This window comes from Actinomadura sp. NPDC049382 (assembly GCF_040677125.1).
In the GTDB taxonomy this organism is placed as follows: domain Bacteria; phylum Actinomycetota; class Actinomycetes; order Streptosporangiales; family Streptosporangiaceae; genus Spirillospora; species Spirillospora geliboluensis.
Window position 1 is genome coordinate 1 of record NZ_JBFARO010000079.1, and the last position, 15,043, is coordinate 15,043.

Here is a 15,043-nt window from a genome sequence, read left to right on the forward strand (position 1 = left end):
GGTCGGCGGGCTGTTTCACGAGACGCGCCAGCGGATCGGGAAACGGCCCGCCGACCGTAACGGGGGTTCCAGGGGGTCGCCCCCCTGGGCCAACACAGCAACGGGGGTTCCAGGGGGTCGCCCCCCTGGGTCAGCACAACCGGGCGGTGATGGCCTTGGCGAAGCGTTCGGCGCTGCCGGGGCCGTGCTGGAGGTAGAGGTTCGGCTCGGTGAGCTCCAGTTCGACGATGAGCGGCGCGCCGTCCGGGCCGGGGATGAGGTCGACGCGGGCGTAGAGGAGGTCCTCGCCGCCGGGGACGGCGGCCAGGGCGCGGCTCGCGACGTCCAGTTCCGCCTCGGTGGCGGTCGCGGCGGTGACCTGCCCGCGGGTGGTGTCGCCGCGCACGGGTCCTTCGATGCCGGCCCCGGCGGTGAGGATCTGGGCCTTGCGCCCGGCGTGGCTGAATTCGCCGTCGCAGTAGACCAGCGCCGTCTCGCCGGCGGTGTCGACCGCGGACAGGTACGGCTGGACCATCGCCGTCCGGCCCGCGTCGCGCAGCGAGCGCAGGTGGGCGCGGGCCTGCTCCTCCTCGCCCTGGCCCCAGCGGGCCGTGTCGCCGGAGCCGATGGAGACCGCCGGCTTGATCACGTACTCCGGCCAGTCGGCCGGGACGTCCGCGGGGTCCCAGCGGGTAGGGACGACCGGCAGCCCGGCCGCGGCGAGGTCGCGCAGGTAGCGCTTGTCGGTGTTCCAGCGGATGATTCCGGCCGGATTGAGGACGCGCGGCAGGGCGTCCGCCCAGGCCGTGAACTCGTCGCGGCGCTCGGTGTAGTCCCAGGTGGAGCGGATGACGACGAGGTCGTAGCGGGACCAGTCGACGGCGGCGTCCCAGATCACGGGTTCGGCGGCGACGCCGAGCGGGGCGAGCGCGCCGATCAGGGCCTGGACGTCGTCGCTCCCGTCGGGCAGCGACGAGCAGGTCGCGAACGCGATGGTCATACGGGGGGTTCCTTGCTCGGGGGGGTCAGCGGACGGGGTTGCCCGCCGCGCGCAGCGCCGACTTGACCTCGGAGATCGTCAGCTCGCCGAAGTGGAAGACGCTCGCGGCGAGGACGGCGTCGGCGCCCGCCGCCACGGCGGGCGCGAAGTGCGCGGCGGCGCCGGCGCCGCCGCTGGCGATCACCGGCACCGACGCGGTCTCCCGGACGCGGCGGAGCATCTCCAGGTCGAAGCCGGCCTTGGTGCCGTCGGCGTCCATGGAGTTCAGCAGGATCTCCCCGACCCCGAGCTCCTCGCCGCGGCGGGCCCACTCGATCGCGTCGATGCCGGTCCCCTTGCGGCCGCCGTGCGTGGTGACCTCGAACCCCGACGCGGTGCCCGCGGCGCGCCGGGCGTCCACCGACAGCACCACGCACTGCGACCCGAAGCGGTGCGCGGCCTCCCGCAGGAACTCCGGCCGCGCGATCGCGGCGGTGTTGATGGACACCTTGTCGGCGCCCGCGCGCAGCAGCCGGTCGACGTCCTCGACCGTCCGGACGCCGCCGCCGACCGTCAGCGGGATGAACACCTGCTCGGCGGTGCGGCGCACCACCTCGTAGGTCGTGGACCGGTCGGCGCTGGAGGCGGTGATGTCGAGGAACGTCAGCTCGTCGGCGCCCTCGGCGTCGTAGCGGCGCGCGAGCTCCACCGGGTCGCCGGCGTCCCGCAGGTTCTGGAAGTTGACGCCCTTGACCACGCGCCCGGCGTCGACGTCCAGGCACGGGATCACCCGCACGGCCACGGTCACTTCACGGCCTCCAGGGCTTCTTCGAGCGTGAACGCCTGCGCGTACAGCGCCTTGCCGACGATCGCGCCCTCGACGCCGTCGGGCACCAGGCCGGCCAGCGCCCGCAGGTCGTCGAGCGAGGACACGCCGCCGGACGCGATGACGGGCTTGTCGGTCCGCGAGCAGACCTCGCGGAGCAGCTCGGTGTTGGGGCCGCGCAGCGTCCCGTCCTTGGTGACGTCGGTGACGACGTAGCGGGGGCAGCCGTCGTCCTCCAGGCGGGCGAGGACCTCCCACAGGTCGCCGCCCTCCCGCGTCCAGCCGCGGGCGGCGAGCGTCGTGCCCCGCACGTCCAGCCCCACCGCGATCTTGTCGCCGTGGGAGGCGATGATCTTGCGGCACCACTCCGGGTCCTCCAGGGCGGCGGTGCCGATGTTGACGCGGGCGCAGCCGGTGGACAGGGCCGCCTCCAGCGACGCGTCGTCGCGGATGCCGCCGGACAGCTCCACCTTCACGTCCAGTCGCCCGGTCACCTCGGCGAGCAGCTCCCGGTTGGAGCCGCGCCCGAACGCCGCGTCCAGGTCGACCAGATGGATCCACTCCGCCCCCGCCCGCTGCCAGGCGAGCGCCGCGTCGAGCGGGGCGCCGTAGGAGGTCTCGGTGCCGGCCTCGCCCTGGACCAGGCGGACCGCCTGCCCGTCGGCGACGTCGACCGCGGGAAGGAGCGTCAAAGTCATGCGGAAACCCTATCGATGCTGGTGGACGGGGTGGTCGGTGCTCTCAGCCGAGCGTGCCGAGCCAGTTGCGCAGCAGCTGGGCGCCGGCGTCGCCGGACTTCTCCGGATGGAACTGGGCGGCGCACAGCGGGCCGTTCTCCACCGCCGCGACGAAGCGGTCGCCGTGCTCGGCCCAGGTGACCAGCGGCGGCTCGATGCGGCCGGTGGGGTCGGGCTCCAGGTCCCAGCTGCGGGCGGCGTAGGAGTGGACGAAGTAGAACCGCGCGTCCGCCAGCCCGTCGAACAGGACCGAGCCCTCGGGGACGTCGACGGTGTTCCAGCCCATGTGCGGGACGACCGGCGCGTTCAGCCGGTCGACCGTGCCGGGCCACTCGCCGCAGCCCTCGGTGGTGACGCCGTGCTCGATGCCCTTGGCGAACAGGATCTGCATGCCGACGCAGATGCCGAGGACGGGGCGCCCGCCGGCGAGGCGGCGGCCGATGATCTGGTCGCCGCGGACCGCGCGCAGCCCCGCCATGCAGGCGGCGAACGCGCCGACGCCCGGCACGACCAGGCCGTCGGCGTCCAGCGCGGCGTCCCAGTCGGCGGTGACGGTCACCTCGGCGCCGGCGCGGGCGACGGCGCGCTCGGCCGAGCGCAGGTTGCCCGAGCCGTAGTCGAGGACGACGACCCGGGTCACAGCCACATCACCCCGCCGGCGAACGCGAGCCCGGCCAGCACGAGCAGGATCAGCGCGCCGATCTTGATGCCCTGCTTGATGAAGCTGTACACCCCGGCCAGCAGGAACACCGCGACCGCGAAGACCGCCATGGTGCCGTAGGTGAAGTGCAGGTCGCCGATCTCCACGGCTACAGGGCCCCCTTGGTGGAGGGGACGCCGTGCACCTTCGGGTCGAACGCCACCGCGTCGCGCAGCGCGCGGGCGAGGGCCTTGAACTGCGCCTCGACGATGTGGTGGGCGTTGCGCCCGTACGGCACGTGGACGTGCAGCGCCACCCGGGCGTTCGAGACGAACGACTCGAAGATGTGCCGGGTCATCGTGGTGTCGTACTCGGGGCCGATCATCGGGGCCATGCCATCCGGCTCGACGTGCACCAGGTAGGGGCGGCCGGAGACGTCCACGGTGACCTGCGCGAGCGCCTCGTCGAGCGGGATGGACGCGTCGGCGAAGCGGCGGATGCCGGCCTTGTCGCCGAGCGCCTCCCGGAACGCCTGGCCGAGTGCGATCGCGGTGTCCTCGATCGTGTGGTGGCTGTCGATGTGCAGGTCGCCGGCGGTCTTGACGGTCAGGTCGAACGATCCGTGCTTGCCGAGCTGGGCCAGCATGTGGTCGAAGAACCCCACGCCGGTCGCGACGTCGACCTGCCCCGTCCCGTCGAGGTCGATCTCGACGAGGACCTGGGTCTCCTTGGTCCCGCGCTCGACCCGTCCCTTGCGCGTCACAGACTCTCCTTCAATACGGTGCGGAACGCGGCCATCTCGGCGGGGGTGCCGACGCTGACCCGCAGCCACTCGGGCGGGCCGACCTCCCGGATCAGCACGCCGCGTTCGAGCATGCTCTCCCAGACCCTACGTCGGTTCTCGAACGTCCCGAACAGGACGAAGTTGGCGTCGGAGTCGGCCACCCGGAACCCCTCGCCGCGCAGCCACGCCACGAGGTCGTCGCGCTCGCGGCGCAGCGCCGCGACGCCGCCGAGCAGCTCCTCGCCGTGCGCGAGGGCGGTGCGGGCGACGGCCTGGGTGACCGACGACAGGTGGTAGGGCAGCCGGACGAGCAGCAGCGCGTCGATGACGGCGGGGTCGGCGGCCAGGTAGCCGAGCCGGGTGCCGGCCATCGCGAACGCCTTCGACATCGTCCGGGTGACGATCAGCCGCGGGTTGCCGTCCAGCAGCGTCAGCGCCGAGGGGGTGCCGGCCCGGCGGAACTCGGCGTACGCCTCGTCGACGACGACCATGCCCGGCGCGGCCTCCAGCACGGCCTCGATCGCGGCGAGCGGCAGCGCGGTGCCGGTCGGGTTGTTCGGCGAGGTGAGGAACACGACGTCGGGGCGGTGCTCCTCGACGGCGGCGACCGCGCGCTCGGGTTCGAGGCCGAAGTCCTCGTCGCGGAACGCGTTCACCCAGCGGGTGCCGGACACCGCGGTGATGATCGGGTGCATCGAGTAGGACGGCTCGAAGCCGAGCGCGGTGCGGCCCGGCCCGCCGAACGCCTGCAGGATCTGCTGGATGATCTCGTTGGAGCCGTTGGCCGCCCACACCCGCTCCCGGGTGAGGCCGACGCCGGGCGTGTCGGTGTCCAGGAACGCCGCGAGGTCGGCGCGGAGCGCGACGGCGTCGCGGTCGGGGTAGCGGTTCAGCGTCCCGGCGACGTCCATCACCGCCTCGCCGAGGGCCTTCACCAGGCGCTCGGACGGCGGGTACGGGTTCTCGTTGGTGTTCAGCGCGTACGGGACGTCCAGCTGCGGCGCGCCGTAGGGCTCCCGGCCGCGCAGGTCGTCCCGCAGCGGCAGGTCGTTGAGCGAGGTCACGAAGGGATCTCCCAGTCGAAGCGGGCCTTCAGGGCGGCGCCGTGCGCGGGCAGGTCCTCGGCCTCGGCGAGCGCGACGACCCGCGCGGTGGCCTCGGCGAGGGCGTCCCGGTCGTACTCGACGACGTGCACGCCGCGCAGGAACGACTGGACCGACAGCCCGGAGGAGTGGCAGGCGCACCCGCCGGTCGGCAGCACGTGGTTGGACCCGGCGAGGTAGTCGCCGAGCGACACCGGGGCGTGCGGCCCCACGAAGACCGCGCCGGCGTTGCGGACGCGGGCGGCGACCGCGGCGGCGTCGGCGGTCTGGATCTCCAGGTGCTCGGCGGCATAGGCGTCGACGACCTTCAGGCCGTCCTCGACGGTGTCGACGAGCACGATGCCGGACTGCCGCCCGGCGAGCGCCTCGGTGATCCGCTCGGTGTGCCGGGTCCGCGCGACCTGGGCCTTCAGCTCGGTCTCGACCTCGTCGGCGAGCCGCACCGAGTCGGTGACGAGGACGGCGGCGGCGAGCGTGTCGTGCTCGGCCTGGCTGATCAGGTCGGCGGCGACGTCCACCGGGCTCGCGGTGTCGTCGGCGAGGATCGCGATCTCGGTCGGGCCGGCCTCGGCGTCGATGCCGATCACGCCCTTGAGCAGCCGCTTGGCGGCGGCGACGTAGACGTTGCCGGGCCCGGTGACCAGGTCGGCGCGGGGGCACTCGCCGGTGCCGTAGGCGAACATCGCGATCGCCTGGGCGCCGCCGGCCGCGTACACCTCGTCCACCCCGAGCAGCGCGCACGCCGCCAGGATCGTCGGGTGCGGCAGGCCGCCGAAGTCCTTCTGCGCGGGCGAGGTCACCGCGAGGGAGCCGACGCCGGCCTCCTGCGCGGGGACGACGTTCATGACCACGCTGGACGGGTACACGGCCCGCCCGCCCGGCACGTACAGCCCGACCCGGCCGACCGGGATCCACCGCTCGGTGACGGTGCCGCCCGGCACGACCTGCGTGGTCACGTCGGTGCGGCGCTGGTCGCGGTGCACGGCGCGGGCGCGGCGGATGCTCTCCTCCAGCGCGTCGCGGACGGCGGGGGCGAGGGCGGCGAGGGCCTGGTGGACGGCCGCCACCGGCACCCGCGTGCTCTCCAGCTCGACGCCGTCGAAGGCCCTCGTGTACTCCCGTACCGCGTCCGAGCCGCGATGGCGCACGTCCTCGCAGATGGGCCGCACCTTGTCCAGGGCGGCCTCGACGTCGAGTTCGGCGCGGGGCAGCACGGAGCGCAGGTCGCCGGGAAGCGAGCCGCGCAGGTCGATACGGGAAATCACCCGTCCAGTCTACGGAGTGGGCCCCGTCCCCCGCGCATCGTCTCAGCTCCCGAGACGCGGCGTGTCCCTCAGATCCGCAGGGTGCCGTCGAGCACCGTGACGGCCCGCCCCGACAGGGTCACGCGGTCGCCGCGCAGCGCGACGCCGACGTGCCCGCCGCGCGCCGACGCCTGGTATCCGGTCAGCGTGTCGCGGCCGAACCGCGCGGCCCAGTACGGCGCGAGGGCGCAGTGGGCGGAGCCGGTGACGGGGTCCTCGGCGTCGCCGGGCAGGACGCGCGGCGCGAAGAACCGGGACACGAAGTCGTACCCGCGGCCCGGGTCGGCGGCCGCCGTGACGATCACGCCGCGCGCGTCGAGCCGCGCGAGCGCCGGGATGTCGGGGGCGGCCTTGCGCACGGCCGTCTCGTCGGCGACCTCGGCCAGGACGTCGTTCTGGCCGTTGCGGCCGGCGCGCAGCACCGGCAGGCCGAGCGCTTCGGCGAGCCCCTCGGGGACGTCGACCGGTGCGGCCGGCGCGGCGGGGAAGTCCATCGCCAGTTCGCCGCCGGGCTCCCGGGTGACGGTGAGGACGCCGCTCTGGAGCGTCCGGAAGCGGATCGGGCGGTCCGCCGCGACGGTCCCGGTGTCGTAGAGGGCGTGCGCCGAGCCCATCGTGGCGTGCCCGCAGAGGGCGACCTCCGCGAGCGGGGTGAACCACCGGAGCTCGAAGTCGGCGCCGGGCTCGTCCACCGGGCGGACGAACGCCGTCTCCGAGTGCCGCATCTCGGCGGCGACCCGCTGCATCCACTCCGGGTCGGCCGGGCCGTCCAGCAGGCACACCCCGGCGGGGTTCCCGGCGAACGGGCGGTCGGCCAGCGCATCGACGACGAGCATCCTCATGGCGCCGACGCTACCGGCCGCCCCGGCGCGGCGGCAGGGCCAATCGGCGGGAATGGCCCGGCGCGGTGACAGCGGCTTCACACTGTGAAAAAACATCCCTTACCAAGATCATCAATATGCACGTACCCTGGCGGCGGGGGCGTCCTCCCGGCGGCGCCCAGGACGCGGGAGTGAGAGTGTGACCGAGCGGCTCGCCCTGTTCCCCCTGGGCACCGTGCTGTTCCCGGGGCTGGTGCTGCCCCTGCACCTGTTCGAGGACCGGTACCGCCGGCTGGTCGCCGACCTGCTGGAGCGGCCCGAGCCGCGCGGGTTCGGGGTCGTCGGCATCCAGCTCGGCCACGAGGTCGGCGAGGGCGCCGCGCACCGGCTCGCCGACGTCGGCTGCGTCGCCGAGCTGCGCGAGGCAACCCCGCACCCCGACGGCCGCTACGACATCGTGACGGTCGGCGCCCGGCGGTTCCGGATCAAGGAGCTGGACCGGTCGCGGCCCTACCTGCAGGGCGAGGTCGAGTTCCTGCCCGAGGAGGCGGGCGCCGACCCCGGGCCGGTGGCGGCGCGGGTGCGGCGGCTGTTCCGGCTCTACCGGCACCGGCTCGGCGCGGCCGGCGCCGGCCCGCCGGAGGCGGCGGAGCCGCCGGACGACCCGGTCGCGCTGTCGTACGCGATCGCGGCGGCGCTCGTCCTGGACGGGCACGAGAAGCAGCGCCTGCTGGAGTGCGAGGACGCGGCGCTCCGCCTCGCCGCCGAGCGCGACCTGCTGGCCCGCGAGAACCGCATCCTCGACATCCTGCCGATGATCCCCGCCGGGCAGTTCCTGGACGGGGCGATCACCCCGAACTGACTCCGGCCGAGCCGGCACCGCGGGGAAACCCGCTCCCGCCGGCGCGGGCGGACACGGCAGACTCTCCCCATGAGCACCAGGGCCAAGGGCGGCAAGGGCACCCCGGCGACCGTCGCCGCGACCAAGGCGAAGATCGAGTACACGCTGCACTCCTACGAGGTGGACCCGGACGCCGAGTCCTACGGGGAGGCCGCCGCCGACGCCCTCGGCGTCCCGTACGGGCAGCTGTTCAAGACGCTGCTGGCGGAGGTGGACGGGCGGCTCACCGTGGGGATCGTGCCCGTGTCGGCCACCCTGGACCTGAAGGCGCTCGCGGCGGCGGGCGGCGGGAAGAAGGCGCGGATGGCCGACCCGAAGGACGCCGAGCGCGCCACCGGCTACGTCGTCGGCGGGATCAGCCCGCTCGGGCAGCGGCGCGCCCTCCCGGCGGTGGTCGACGCGTCGGTGTCAGCGCTCGCGACCGTCTACGTCTCCGCCGGTCGGCGCGGACTCCAGATCGAGCTCGCCCCCGCCGACCTCATCCGGCTCACCGGCGCCCGCGTCGCCGCGATCGCCCGCGGGTAGCCGCCGGACGGCCAGCTCCAGCAGGCCGTACACGGCCACGGCGGGCAGCGGCCAGAACATCAGCACGCCCGTGGCCCGCAGGTCGGCGACGCCGGTGACGGTGGTGCCGTCGCGCGCGTGCCGGACCGCGTCCTGGAAGTCGCCGAGCCCGATGAGGTGGCCGGTCTTCCAGGCGAGGACGGCCGCGGCGCACCCGCCGGCGGCCAGGCCGAACAGCAGCGCGAGGTCGTTGCCCCGGCCGCCCGCCGCGTACGCGGCGGCGCCGCACAGGATCCCGGCGACGAGGGCGATCAGGGCGAACCGCGCGTCGGTGGCGATCGGGCCCTGCCCTTCCGGATCGGCCAGAAGCGCCTCACCCTGCACGATCACATACGTCACCCGGGGGGCGGAGGCCGCCCACAGCAGGCCCGCGAGCGGGCCCAGCAGCGCCATGATCGCGGTGGTGACGGCCCAGGTCAGCCAGGACCTCGTCGCGAAGAGCCTCCCGGCGGGTCGCCGCACCTCGTACGCTCCTAGCTGTAAGTCCCGTGACAGCGAAAGCCTAGCCTGCCCGGTTCGGCCGATCGACTCTCGAAGGGTGTCCGATTCCCGCCCACGACAGCCCCGATTACTGGGATAATGTGCCCGACATGTCCGGATTCAGTCCTGCGTTCGAACGCCTCGGCGCCGCGCGCGCGGCCGTCGTCCTGCAGCAGCAGGAGACGCTCGCCGAGTTCCTGCCGCGCGAGGACTGGAGCGCCGACCTGACCGCCCGCACCTACGCCAGCGGCGGCGTCACGGTCCGCGTGTCGCTGCTCGGCAGCTACGCGGCCCGCGAGCGCACCTGGCTGTGGGGCTGGGCGAACCCGCAGTTCGGCGACGCCCACCCGGCGGTCGCCCCGACGCTCGGCATCCGGACGCTCGGCGAGCGCCTCGGCATCCCCGAGTTCACCACCCCCGAGGTCGACCTGTCCTGGTACGAGGGCCCGGCCGGGCACGGCGGCGAGCTGATCGCGATGGCCGCCGGCGGCGTCCTCGGCGGGGCCGGCTACATCGGCGCCGGCTACGACGGCGGCTCCGCCTACCTGCACGTCGACGACCCGCAGGTGCCGGCCGCCCGCTGGGACCCGGTCCCCCTGCCCCGCCTGCTGGCGAACGCGGCGAGCCTGTTCCCGCACGAGCCCCGGCTGACGCTCGCCGGCCTGCTCTCCCACCACCGCGTCCCCTACCGGCAGACCGACACGGTCACCGAGGCCGCGCTGCCCGGCGGCGGCACCGCCCGCGCCTCCTTCGACGGCCTCGGCCGCTTCGTCGACTGGCACGCGGAGCTGGCCCCCGCCGTCCTCGGCGGCTGACACGCGGGCACGCCGGTAGGGCGCGCCAGTAGCGCTACTGATTCGCGTTCCGGCCCGCGCCGGTAGTTTCTGGATCATGGACTATCGCTTCGGTGTGCAGCTCGCCCCGGTCGCCGCCGGGCTGGACGGCGTCCGCGCCCTGGCCGCGCTCGCCGACGCCGACGGCCTCGACCTGCTCGGCGTCCAGGACCATCCCTACGCGGCCGACCTCGGCGACACGATGGCGGTCATCGCCACCGTGCTCGCCGGCACCGAGCGGCTGCGGGTGTTCCCGGACGTGGCGAGCCTGCCGCTGCGCGGCCCCGCCGTCCTCGCCAAGCAGGCCGCCACCCTCGACCTGCTCAGCGGCGGCCGGTTCGAGCTCGCGCTCGGCGCCGGCGCATTCTGGCCCGCCATCGCCGCCATGGGCGGGCCCGACCGGACGGCCGGCGACGCCCTGCGCGCGCTGGAGGAGGCCATCGACGTCATCCGGGCGATGTGGCGGCAGGGCGAGACCGCCAGGGCCGGCGGGGAGCACTACGCGGTGCGGGGCGTCCACGCGGGCCCCGCGCCGGCGCATCCCGTCGGCATCTGGATCGGCGCCGTCGGGCCGAAGGCGCTCGCGCTCACCGGCCGCGCCGGGGACGGCTGGGCGGCGCCCATCCCGCACTACCTGCCGTACGAGAAGTGGCGCGGCGCGCAGGACACCATCACCGGCGCCGCCGAGGACGCCGGGCGCGACCCGTCCGCGATCACCCGCATCGCCCAGCTCGTCGGCGACGTCACCGAGGCGCCCGGGACCGTCCGGCTCTGGGGCGAGGAGCCGATCCGCACGGACGCGGCGGGCTGGGCGCACGTCATCGCCGAGCTCGCCACCGGGACCGGGTTCGACGCGTTCGTCTACTGGCCCGAGAACACCGGCGAGACCCAGCTGCGCCGCTGGGCCCGGGACGTCGTCCCCGCGGCCCGGGAACTGCTGGGCCGCTGAGCGCAGGACGCCTGGCGGGTCAGGAGGCCGCCCAGCGGATCTTGCCGTCCTCGACCGTGAAGCGGGTCCGCGGGACCTCGGCGGTGTCGTGCGGGGTCTCCCTGGACGGCGGCAGCGGGTCGGGCGTCCGCCACTTGAGGGCCCGGTGGACGGCGCAGGGGCAGTCCGGGTCGAGCGGCGCCGGGCACGCGGCGACCGCCTCCCGGAACGCGGCCGTGTCGGCGGCGTCCATCCGCCACCACCAGTACTTCTCGTAGTCGGCCGGGTTGCCGGTGTCCCAGTCGTCGTAGTTGTAGTACTCGATCACCGCTCCGCCGCACGCGGCGCAGCCGCTCACCGAGTAGCGGGTCGCCTCCCCGTTCGCGAGGACGAGGAGGCGCGCCAGCGCCGGCGCGGCGCAGCAGCGGGCGGGCATCGGCGGGCGCCCCTCAGCCGAGGCAGGACGGGCCGAGGAGCTGCTTCAGGTCGCCCATCAGCGCCGGGGACGGGGCCACCCGGAGCCGGTCGTCCAGCCGGACGACCGTGGTGCGCGGCCCGTTCTGGATGTGCAGGTGCACCTCGGCGGAGCCGGGGTGGGTGACCAGCACCTCCTTCAGCCGCGACACCGTCGGCGGCGTGCACCGGCCGAGCGGCATCGTGACCGACAGCGGGCCCGTCGCGTCGGTGACCGTCAGGTCGGGCTGGGTGACCTCCATCGCGATGATCTTCGCGACGTCCTCGCGGCGGTCCAGCTTGCCCTTGACGATCAGGATCGCGTCCTCGGCGAGCAGCGTGGAGCACAGCTGGTAGGACGACGGGAAGCACAGCACCTCGATCGAGCCGGCGAGGTCCTCCAGCTGGAACATCGCCCACGAGTTGCCCTGCTTGGTGACCTTGCGCTGCAGCCCGGACAGCAGGCCCGCGACGACCACGATCTGGCCGTCCGGCCGCTCCCCCTCGTTCAGCGAGGCGATCGCGCAGTCGGCCTCGCGCTCCAGGATGTGCTCGACGCCGAGGAGCGGGTGGTCGGAGACGTACAGGCCGAGCATCTCCCGCTCGAAGGCGAGCAGGGTCGTCTTGTCCCACTCCTCGCCCTCGGGGATCGCGACGGCGAACGCGTCCTCGCCGCCGTCCTCCTCCAGCGCGCCGAACAGCGAGTCCTGGCCGACGGCCTCCTTGCGCTTGATGTCGATGACCGAGTCGATGGCCTGCTCGTGCACCATCAGCAGCGCCTTGCGCTGGTGGCCCAGCTCGTCGAACGCGCCCGCCTTGATCAGCGACTCCACGACCCGCTTGTTGCACACCTGCGGCGGGACCTTGTTCAGGAAGTCGTTGAAGTCGGTGTAGGCGCCCTTCTCCCGCCGGGCGGCGACGATGCCGTCCACCACGTTGTGGCCGACGTTGCGGACCGCCGACAGGCCGAACCTGATCTCGGTGTCGCCGAGCGGGGTGAAGTCGGCCTCGGAGGTGTTGACGTCCGGCGGCAGGACCTTCAGCCCCATCCGGCGGCACTCCGACAGGTAGAGGGCGCTCTTGTCCTTGTCGTCGCCGACCGAGGTGAGCAGGCCCGCCATGTACTCGGCCGGGTAGTTCGCCTTGAGGTAGGCCGTCCAGTACGACACCAGGCCGTACGCGGCCGAGTGCGCCTTGTTGAACGCGTAGTCGGAGAACGGGACGAGGATGTCCCACAGCGTCTTCACGGCCTCCTTGGAGAAGCCGTTGTCGATCATGCCCTGCTCGAAGCCGACGAACTGCGCGTCCAGCTCCGCCTTCTTCTTCTTGCCCATGACGCGGCGGAGCAGGTCCGCCTTGCCGAGCGTGTAGCCCGCCACCTTCTGCGCGATCGCCATGACCTGCTCCTGGTAGACGATCAGGCCGTAGGTCGTGTCGAGGATCTCCTTGAGCGGCTCCTCCAGCTCCGGGTGGATCGGAGTGATCTCCTGCTGGCCGTTCTTGCGGAGCGCGTAGTTGGTGTGGGAGTTCGCGCCCATCGGGCCCGGCCGGTACAGGGCGCCGACGGCGGAGATGTCCTCGAAGTTGTCGGGCTTCATCAGCCGCAGCAGCGACCGCATCGGGCCGCCGTCGAACTGGAACACGCCCAGCGTGTCGCCGCGGGCGAGCAGATCGTAGGTCGGCTGGTCGTCCAGCGGCAGCGCGAGCAGGTCGACGTCGACGCCCTTGTTCTTCTTGATGCCCTTGAGCGCGTCGTCGATGATCGTCAGGTTCCGCAGGCCCAGGAAGTCCATCTTCAGCAGGCCGAGCGTCTCGCAGGTCGGATAGTCGAACTGCGTGATGATCGCGCCGTCGGCGTCCCGGCGCATGATCGGGACGTGGTCGGTGATCGTCTCACCGGACATGATGATCCCGGCGGCGTGCACCCCGGTCTGGCGGATCAGGCCCTCCAGGCCCTGCGCCAGATCCATGATCTGCTTGACGTCGGTCTCTTCCTCGTACAGCTTGCGCAGCTCGCCCGCCTCGCCGTGGCGCGGGTGCTTCTCGTCGAAGATGCCCGACAGCGGGATGTCCTTACCCATCACCGCCGGCGGGAACGCCTTGGAGATCCGGTCGCCGAGCGCGTACGGGAACCCGAGGACGCGGCCCGCGTCCTTGATCGCGGCCTTCGCCTTGATGGTGCCGAAGGTGGCGATGAAGGAGACCTTGTCGGCGCCCCACTTCTCCGTCGTGTACTTGATGACCTCGGCGCGCCGGTCTTCAGGGAAGTCGATGTCGATGTCGGGCATGGACGCGCGCTCGGGGTTCAGGAACCGCTCGAAGATCAGCCCGTGCGGGATCGGGTCGAGGTCGGTGATCCCCATCGCGTAGGCGATCAGCGAGCCCGCGGCCGACCCGCGGCCCGGGCCGACCAGGATGCCGTTCTCCTTGGCCCACATGATGAAGTCGGCGACGACGAGGAAGTAGGACGGGTACCCCTTGCCGAGGATGACGCCCATCTCGTACTCGGCCTGCTCCTTGTAGCCGTCCGGCAGGCCGTCCGGGAAGCGGCGCTCCAGGCCCTTCCAGACCTCCTTGCGGAACCAGCTCTCCTCGGTCTCACCCTCGGGGACGGGGAAGCGCGGGCTGAGGTCGCGGTACTCGAACATCCCCGCCGGGTCGACCTTCTCCGCGATGAGCAGCGTGTTGCGGCAGCCCTCCAGCCAGATGTCGGAGGTGTCGATGCCGCGCATCTCCTCCGCCGTCTTCAGGTAGTAGCCGCTGCCGTCGAACCGGAACCGGTCCGGGTCGGCGAGCTGCTTGCCCACCTGGACGCACAGGAGCGCGTCGTGCGCGGTGGCCTCGGACTCGTGCGTGTAGTGCGAGTCGTTCGTCACCACCGGCGGGATGTTCAGCTTCCTGCTGATCTCGATCAGGCCGTCGCGGACGCGGCGCTCGATCTCCAGCCCGTGGTCCATCAGCTCGAGGAAGTAGTTGTCCTTGCCGAGGATGTCCTGGAAGGTGGCGGCGGCCTTCAGCGCCTCGTCGAACTGGCCGAGCCGCAGCCGGGTCTGGATCTTGCCGGACGGGCAGCCCGTCGTGCCCATCACGCCGTCGGCGTGCTCGGCGAGCAGCTCCTCGTCCATCCGGGCGTACTTGAAGACGAAGCCCTCGGTGTAGGCGCGGCTCGACAGCTTGAACATGTTGTGCAGGCCGGTCTTGTTGCGCGCCCACAGCGTCATGTGGTTGATCAGGCCGCCGCCGGAGACGTCGTCGCGCTTCTGGCTCGGCTCGCCCCACTGGACCTTCTTCTTGTGGTAGCGGGACTCGGGCGCCATGTACGCCTCGATGCCGATGATCGGCGTGACCCCGGCGGCCGTCGCCTGCTTGTGGAAGTCGTAGGCGCCGTGCATGTTGCCGTGGTCGGTCATCGCGATCGCCGGCATCTTCTGCCGGCCGACCTCTTCGAACATCTGCTTCAGCCGGGCCGCTCCGTCGAGCATGGAGTACTCCGTATGAACATGCAGGTGAACGAAAGAGTCGGCCATGCGTGCTGCGCCTCCTGCTCGTCGCATGCGACCGCCCGCGCACCGGTGGCACGCGGTGGCGGTATCGGTCCCGGGGGAAGATCGTCCACCCGGCGGGGCCGCCGGGAGGACGCGGTCCTGAGAGCCTAACCCGCCCCCGGGGCCCCACGCGCCCCGACGCGCCCAATCCGGACGGCCCCGGCCG

Annotated in this window: 16 protein-coding genes; 4 read left to right on the forward strand and 12 right to left on the reverse strand. The window is 73.1% G+C overall.

All coding sequences use genetic code 11. The features are described from left to right. Window positions 1-130 precede the first annotated feature (130 nt). From AB0K34_RS32225 to AB0K34_RS32265, 9 genes are all read right to left on the reverse strand, one after another. On the reverse strand, window positions 131-979 hold the full coding sequence (locus tag AB0K34_RS32225) for a hypothetical protein (RefSeq protein ID WP_364552802.1): 849 nt from the start codon (window positions 977-979) through the stop codon (window positions 131-133). Between the two features lie 25 nt (window positions 980-1,004). Then, window positions 1,005-1,766, reverse strand: coding sequence for an imidazole glycerol phosphate synthase subunit HisF (gene hisF / locus AB0K34_RS32230; protein ID WP_301177066.1), 762 nt, complete (start codon window positions 1,764-1,766; stop codon window positions 1,005-1,007). Continuing rightward, window positions 1,763-2,482 carry a bifunctional 1-(5-phosphoribosyl)-5-((5-phosphoribosylamino)methylideneamino)imidazole-4-carboxamide isomerase/phosphoribosylanthranilate isomerase PriA gene (gene priA, locus AB0K34_RS32235; protein ID WP_138638721.1) on the reverse strand — a complete coding sequence of 240 codons (720 nt, stop codon included), beginning with the start codon at window positions 2,480-2,482 and terminating at the stop codon, window positions 1,763-1,765. Before priA ends, hisF begins: the two co-directional genes overlap by 4 nt. Window positions 2,483-2,525: 43 nt before the next feature. Further along, window positions 2,526-3,161 carry an imidazole glycerol phosphate synthase subunit HisH gene (hisH, locus tag AB0K34_RS32240; RefSeq protein ID WP_205719431.1) on the reverse strand — a complete coding sequence of 212 codons (636 nt, stop codon included), beginning with the start codon at window positions 3,159-3,161 and terminating at the stop codon, window positions 2,526-2,528. Further along, entirely contained in the window at window positions 3,158-3,328 is a 171-nt protein-coding gene (locus AB0K34_RS32245) for a hypothetical protein (RefSeq protein ID WP_171069198.1), read from the reverse strand. Before AB0K34_RS32245 ends, hisH begins: the two co-directional genes overlap by 4 nt. 2 nt (window positions 3,329-3,330) lie before the next feature. Then, a complete protein-coding gene (gene hisB / locus AB0K34_RS32250; protein WP_138638723.1) occupies window positions 3,331-3,924 on the reverse strand; it encodes an imidazoleglycerol-phosphate dehydratase HisB in 594 nt (197 codons plus the stop codon). Beyond that, a complete protein-coding gene (locus AB0K34_RS32255) occupies window positions 3,921-5,009 on the reverse strand; it encodes a histidinol-phosphate transaminase (RefSeq protein WP_364552804.1) in 1,089 nt (362 codons plus the stop codon). The genes hisB and AB0K34_RS32255 overlap by 4 nt, the downstream gene beginning before the upstream one ends. After that, on the reverse strand, window positions 5,006-6,313 hold the full coding sequence (gene hisD, locus AB0K34_RS32260) for a histidinol dehydrogenase (protein ID WP_364552805.1): 1,308 nt from the start codon (window positions 6,311-6,313) through the stop codon (window positions 5,006-5,008). Before hisD ends, AB0K34_RS32255 begins: the two co-directional genes overlap by 4 nt. A gap of 68 nt (window positions 6,314-6,381) precedes the next feature. After that, window positions 6,382-7,194: a PhzF family phenazine biosynthesis protein gene (locus tag AB0K34_RS32265; RefSeq protein ID WP_364552806.1), complete on the reverse strand. Its 813-nt coding sequence runs from the start codon at window positions 7,192-7,194 to the stop codon at window positions 6,382-6,384. Between the two features lie 178 nt (window positions 7,195-7,372). Between AB0K34_RS32265 and AB0K34_RS32270 the strand changes: the two genes are divergently transcribed. Together AB0K34_RS32270 and ybaK are read left to right on the forward strand one after the other, a co-directional pair. Further along, the gene (locus AB0K34_RS32270) at window positions 7,373-8,035 is read left to right on the forward strand and encodes an LON peptidase substrate-binding domain-containing protein (protein ID WP_301177070.1); all 663 of its coding nucleotides are present in this window, start codon (window positions 7,373-7,375) and stop codon (window positions 8,033-8,035) included. Between the two features lie 69 nt (window positions 8,036-8,104). Beyond that, window positions 8,105-8,599, forward strand: a complete 495-nt coding sequence (gene ybaK / locus AB0K34_RS32275; RefSeq protein WP_364552807.1) for a Cys-tRNA(Pro) deacylase — start codon at window positions 8,105-8,107, stop codon at window positions 8,597-8,599. Here ybaK and AB0K34_RS32280 read toward each other — a convergent pair. Beyond that, window positions 8,483-9,100 (reverse strand): hypothetical protein, encoded by a 618-nt coding sequence (locus AB0K34_RS32280; protein WP_240808098.1) that lies wholly within the window; start codon window positions 9,098-9,100, stop codon window positions 8,483-8,485. The genes ybaK and AB0K34_RS32280 overlap by 117 nt on opposite strands. 128 nt (window positions 9,101-9,228) lie before the next feature. On the opposite strand from AB0K34_RS32280, the gene AB0K34_RS32285 reads away from it, so the two are divergent. Together AB0K34_RS32285 and AB0K34_RS32290 are read left to right on the forward strand one after the other, a co-directional pair. Next, window positions 9,229-9,933, forward strand: coding sequence for a DUF6882 domain-containing protein (locus AB0K34_RS32285; protein ID WP_138638729.1), 705 nt, complete (start codon window positions 9,229-9,231; stop codon window positions 9,931-9,933). Between the two features lie 76 nt (window positions 9,934-10,009). Then, complete coding sequence (locus tag AB0K34_RS32290) at window positions 10,010-10,900, forward strand: LLM class flavin-dependent oxidoreductase (protein ID WP_364552808.1); 891 nt, start codon at window positions 10,010-10,012, stop codon at window positions 10,898-10,900. A 19-nt stretch (window positions 10,901-10,919) separates the two neighbouring features. Here AB0K34_RS32290 and AB0K34_RS32295 read toward each other — a convergent pair whose 3' ends face one another. Both AB0K34_RS32295 and dnaE read right to left on the reverse strand, forming a co-directional pair. Next, window positions 10,920-11,315 carry a hypothetical protein gene (locus tag AB0K34_RS32295; RefSeq protein WP_364552809.1) on the reverse strand — a complete coding sequence of 132 codons (396 nt, stop codon included), beginning with the start codon at window positions 11,313-11,315 and terminating at the stop codon, window positions 10,920-10,922. 13 nt (window positions 11,316-11,328) lie between these two features. Continuing rightward, a complete protein-coding gene (gene dnaE, locus AB0K34_RS32300; protein ID WP_301177074.1) occupies window positions 11,329-14,859 on the reverse strand; it encodes a DNA polymerase III subunit alpha in 3,531 nt (1,176 codons plus the stop codon). Between the last annotated feature and the right edge of the window lie 184 nt (window positions 14,860-15,043).

Excerpts from the sequence above, each read along its gene's own strand:
- AB0K34_RS32225 (WP_364552802.1), bottom strand. The coding sequence starts at position 979 with ATGACCATCGCGTTCGCGACCTGCTCGTCGCTGCCCGACGGGAGCGAC.
- priA (WP_138638721.1), bottom strand. The coding sequence starts at position 2,482 with ATGACTTTGACGCTCCTTCCCGCGGTCGACGTCGCCGACGGGCAGGCG.
- AB0K34_RS32265 (WP_364552806.1), bottom strand. The coding sequence starts at position 7,194 with ATGAGGATGCTCGTCGTCGATGCGCTGGCCGACCGCCCGTTCGCCGGG.
- ybaK (WP_364552807.1), top strand. The coding sequence starts at position 8,105 with ATGAGCACCAGGGCCAAGGGCGGCAAGGGCACCCCGGCGACCGTCGCC.
- AB0K34_RS32285 (WP_138638729.1), top strand. The coding sequence starts at position 9,229 with ATGTCCGGATTCAGTCCTGCGTTCGAACGCCTCGGCGCCGCGCGCGCG.
- AB0K34_RS32290 (WP_364552808.1), top strand. The coding sequence starts at position 10,010 with ATGGACTATCGCTTCGGTGTGCAGCTCGCCCCGGTCGCCGCCGGGCTG.
- AB0K34_RS32295 (WP_364552809.1), bottom strand. The coding sequence starts at position 11,315 with ATGCCCGCCCGCTGCTGCGCCGCGCCGGCGCTGGCGCGCCTCCTCGTC.
- dnaE (WP_301177074.1), bottom strand. The coding sequence starts at position 14,859 with ATGGCCGACTCTTTCGTTCACCTGCATGTTCATACGGAGTACTCCATG.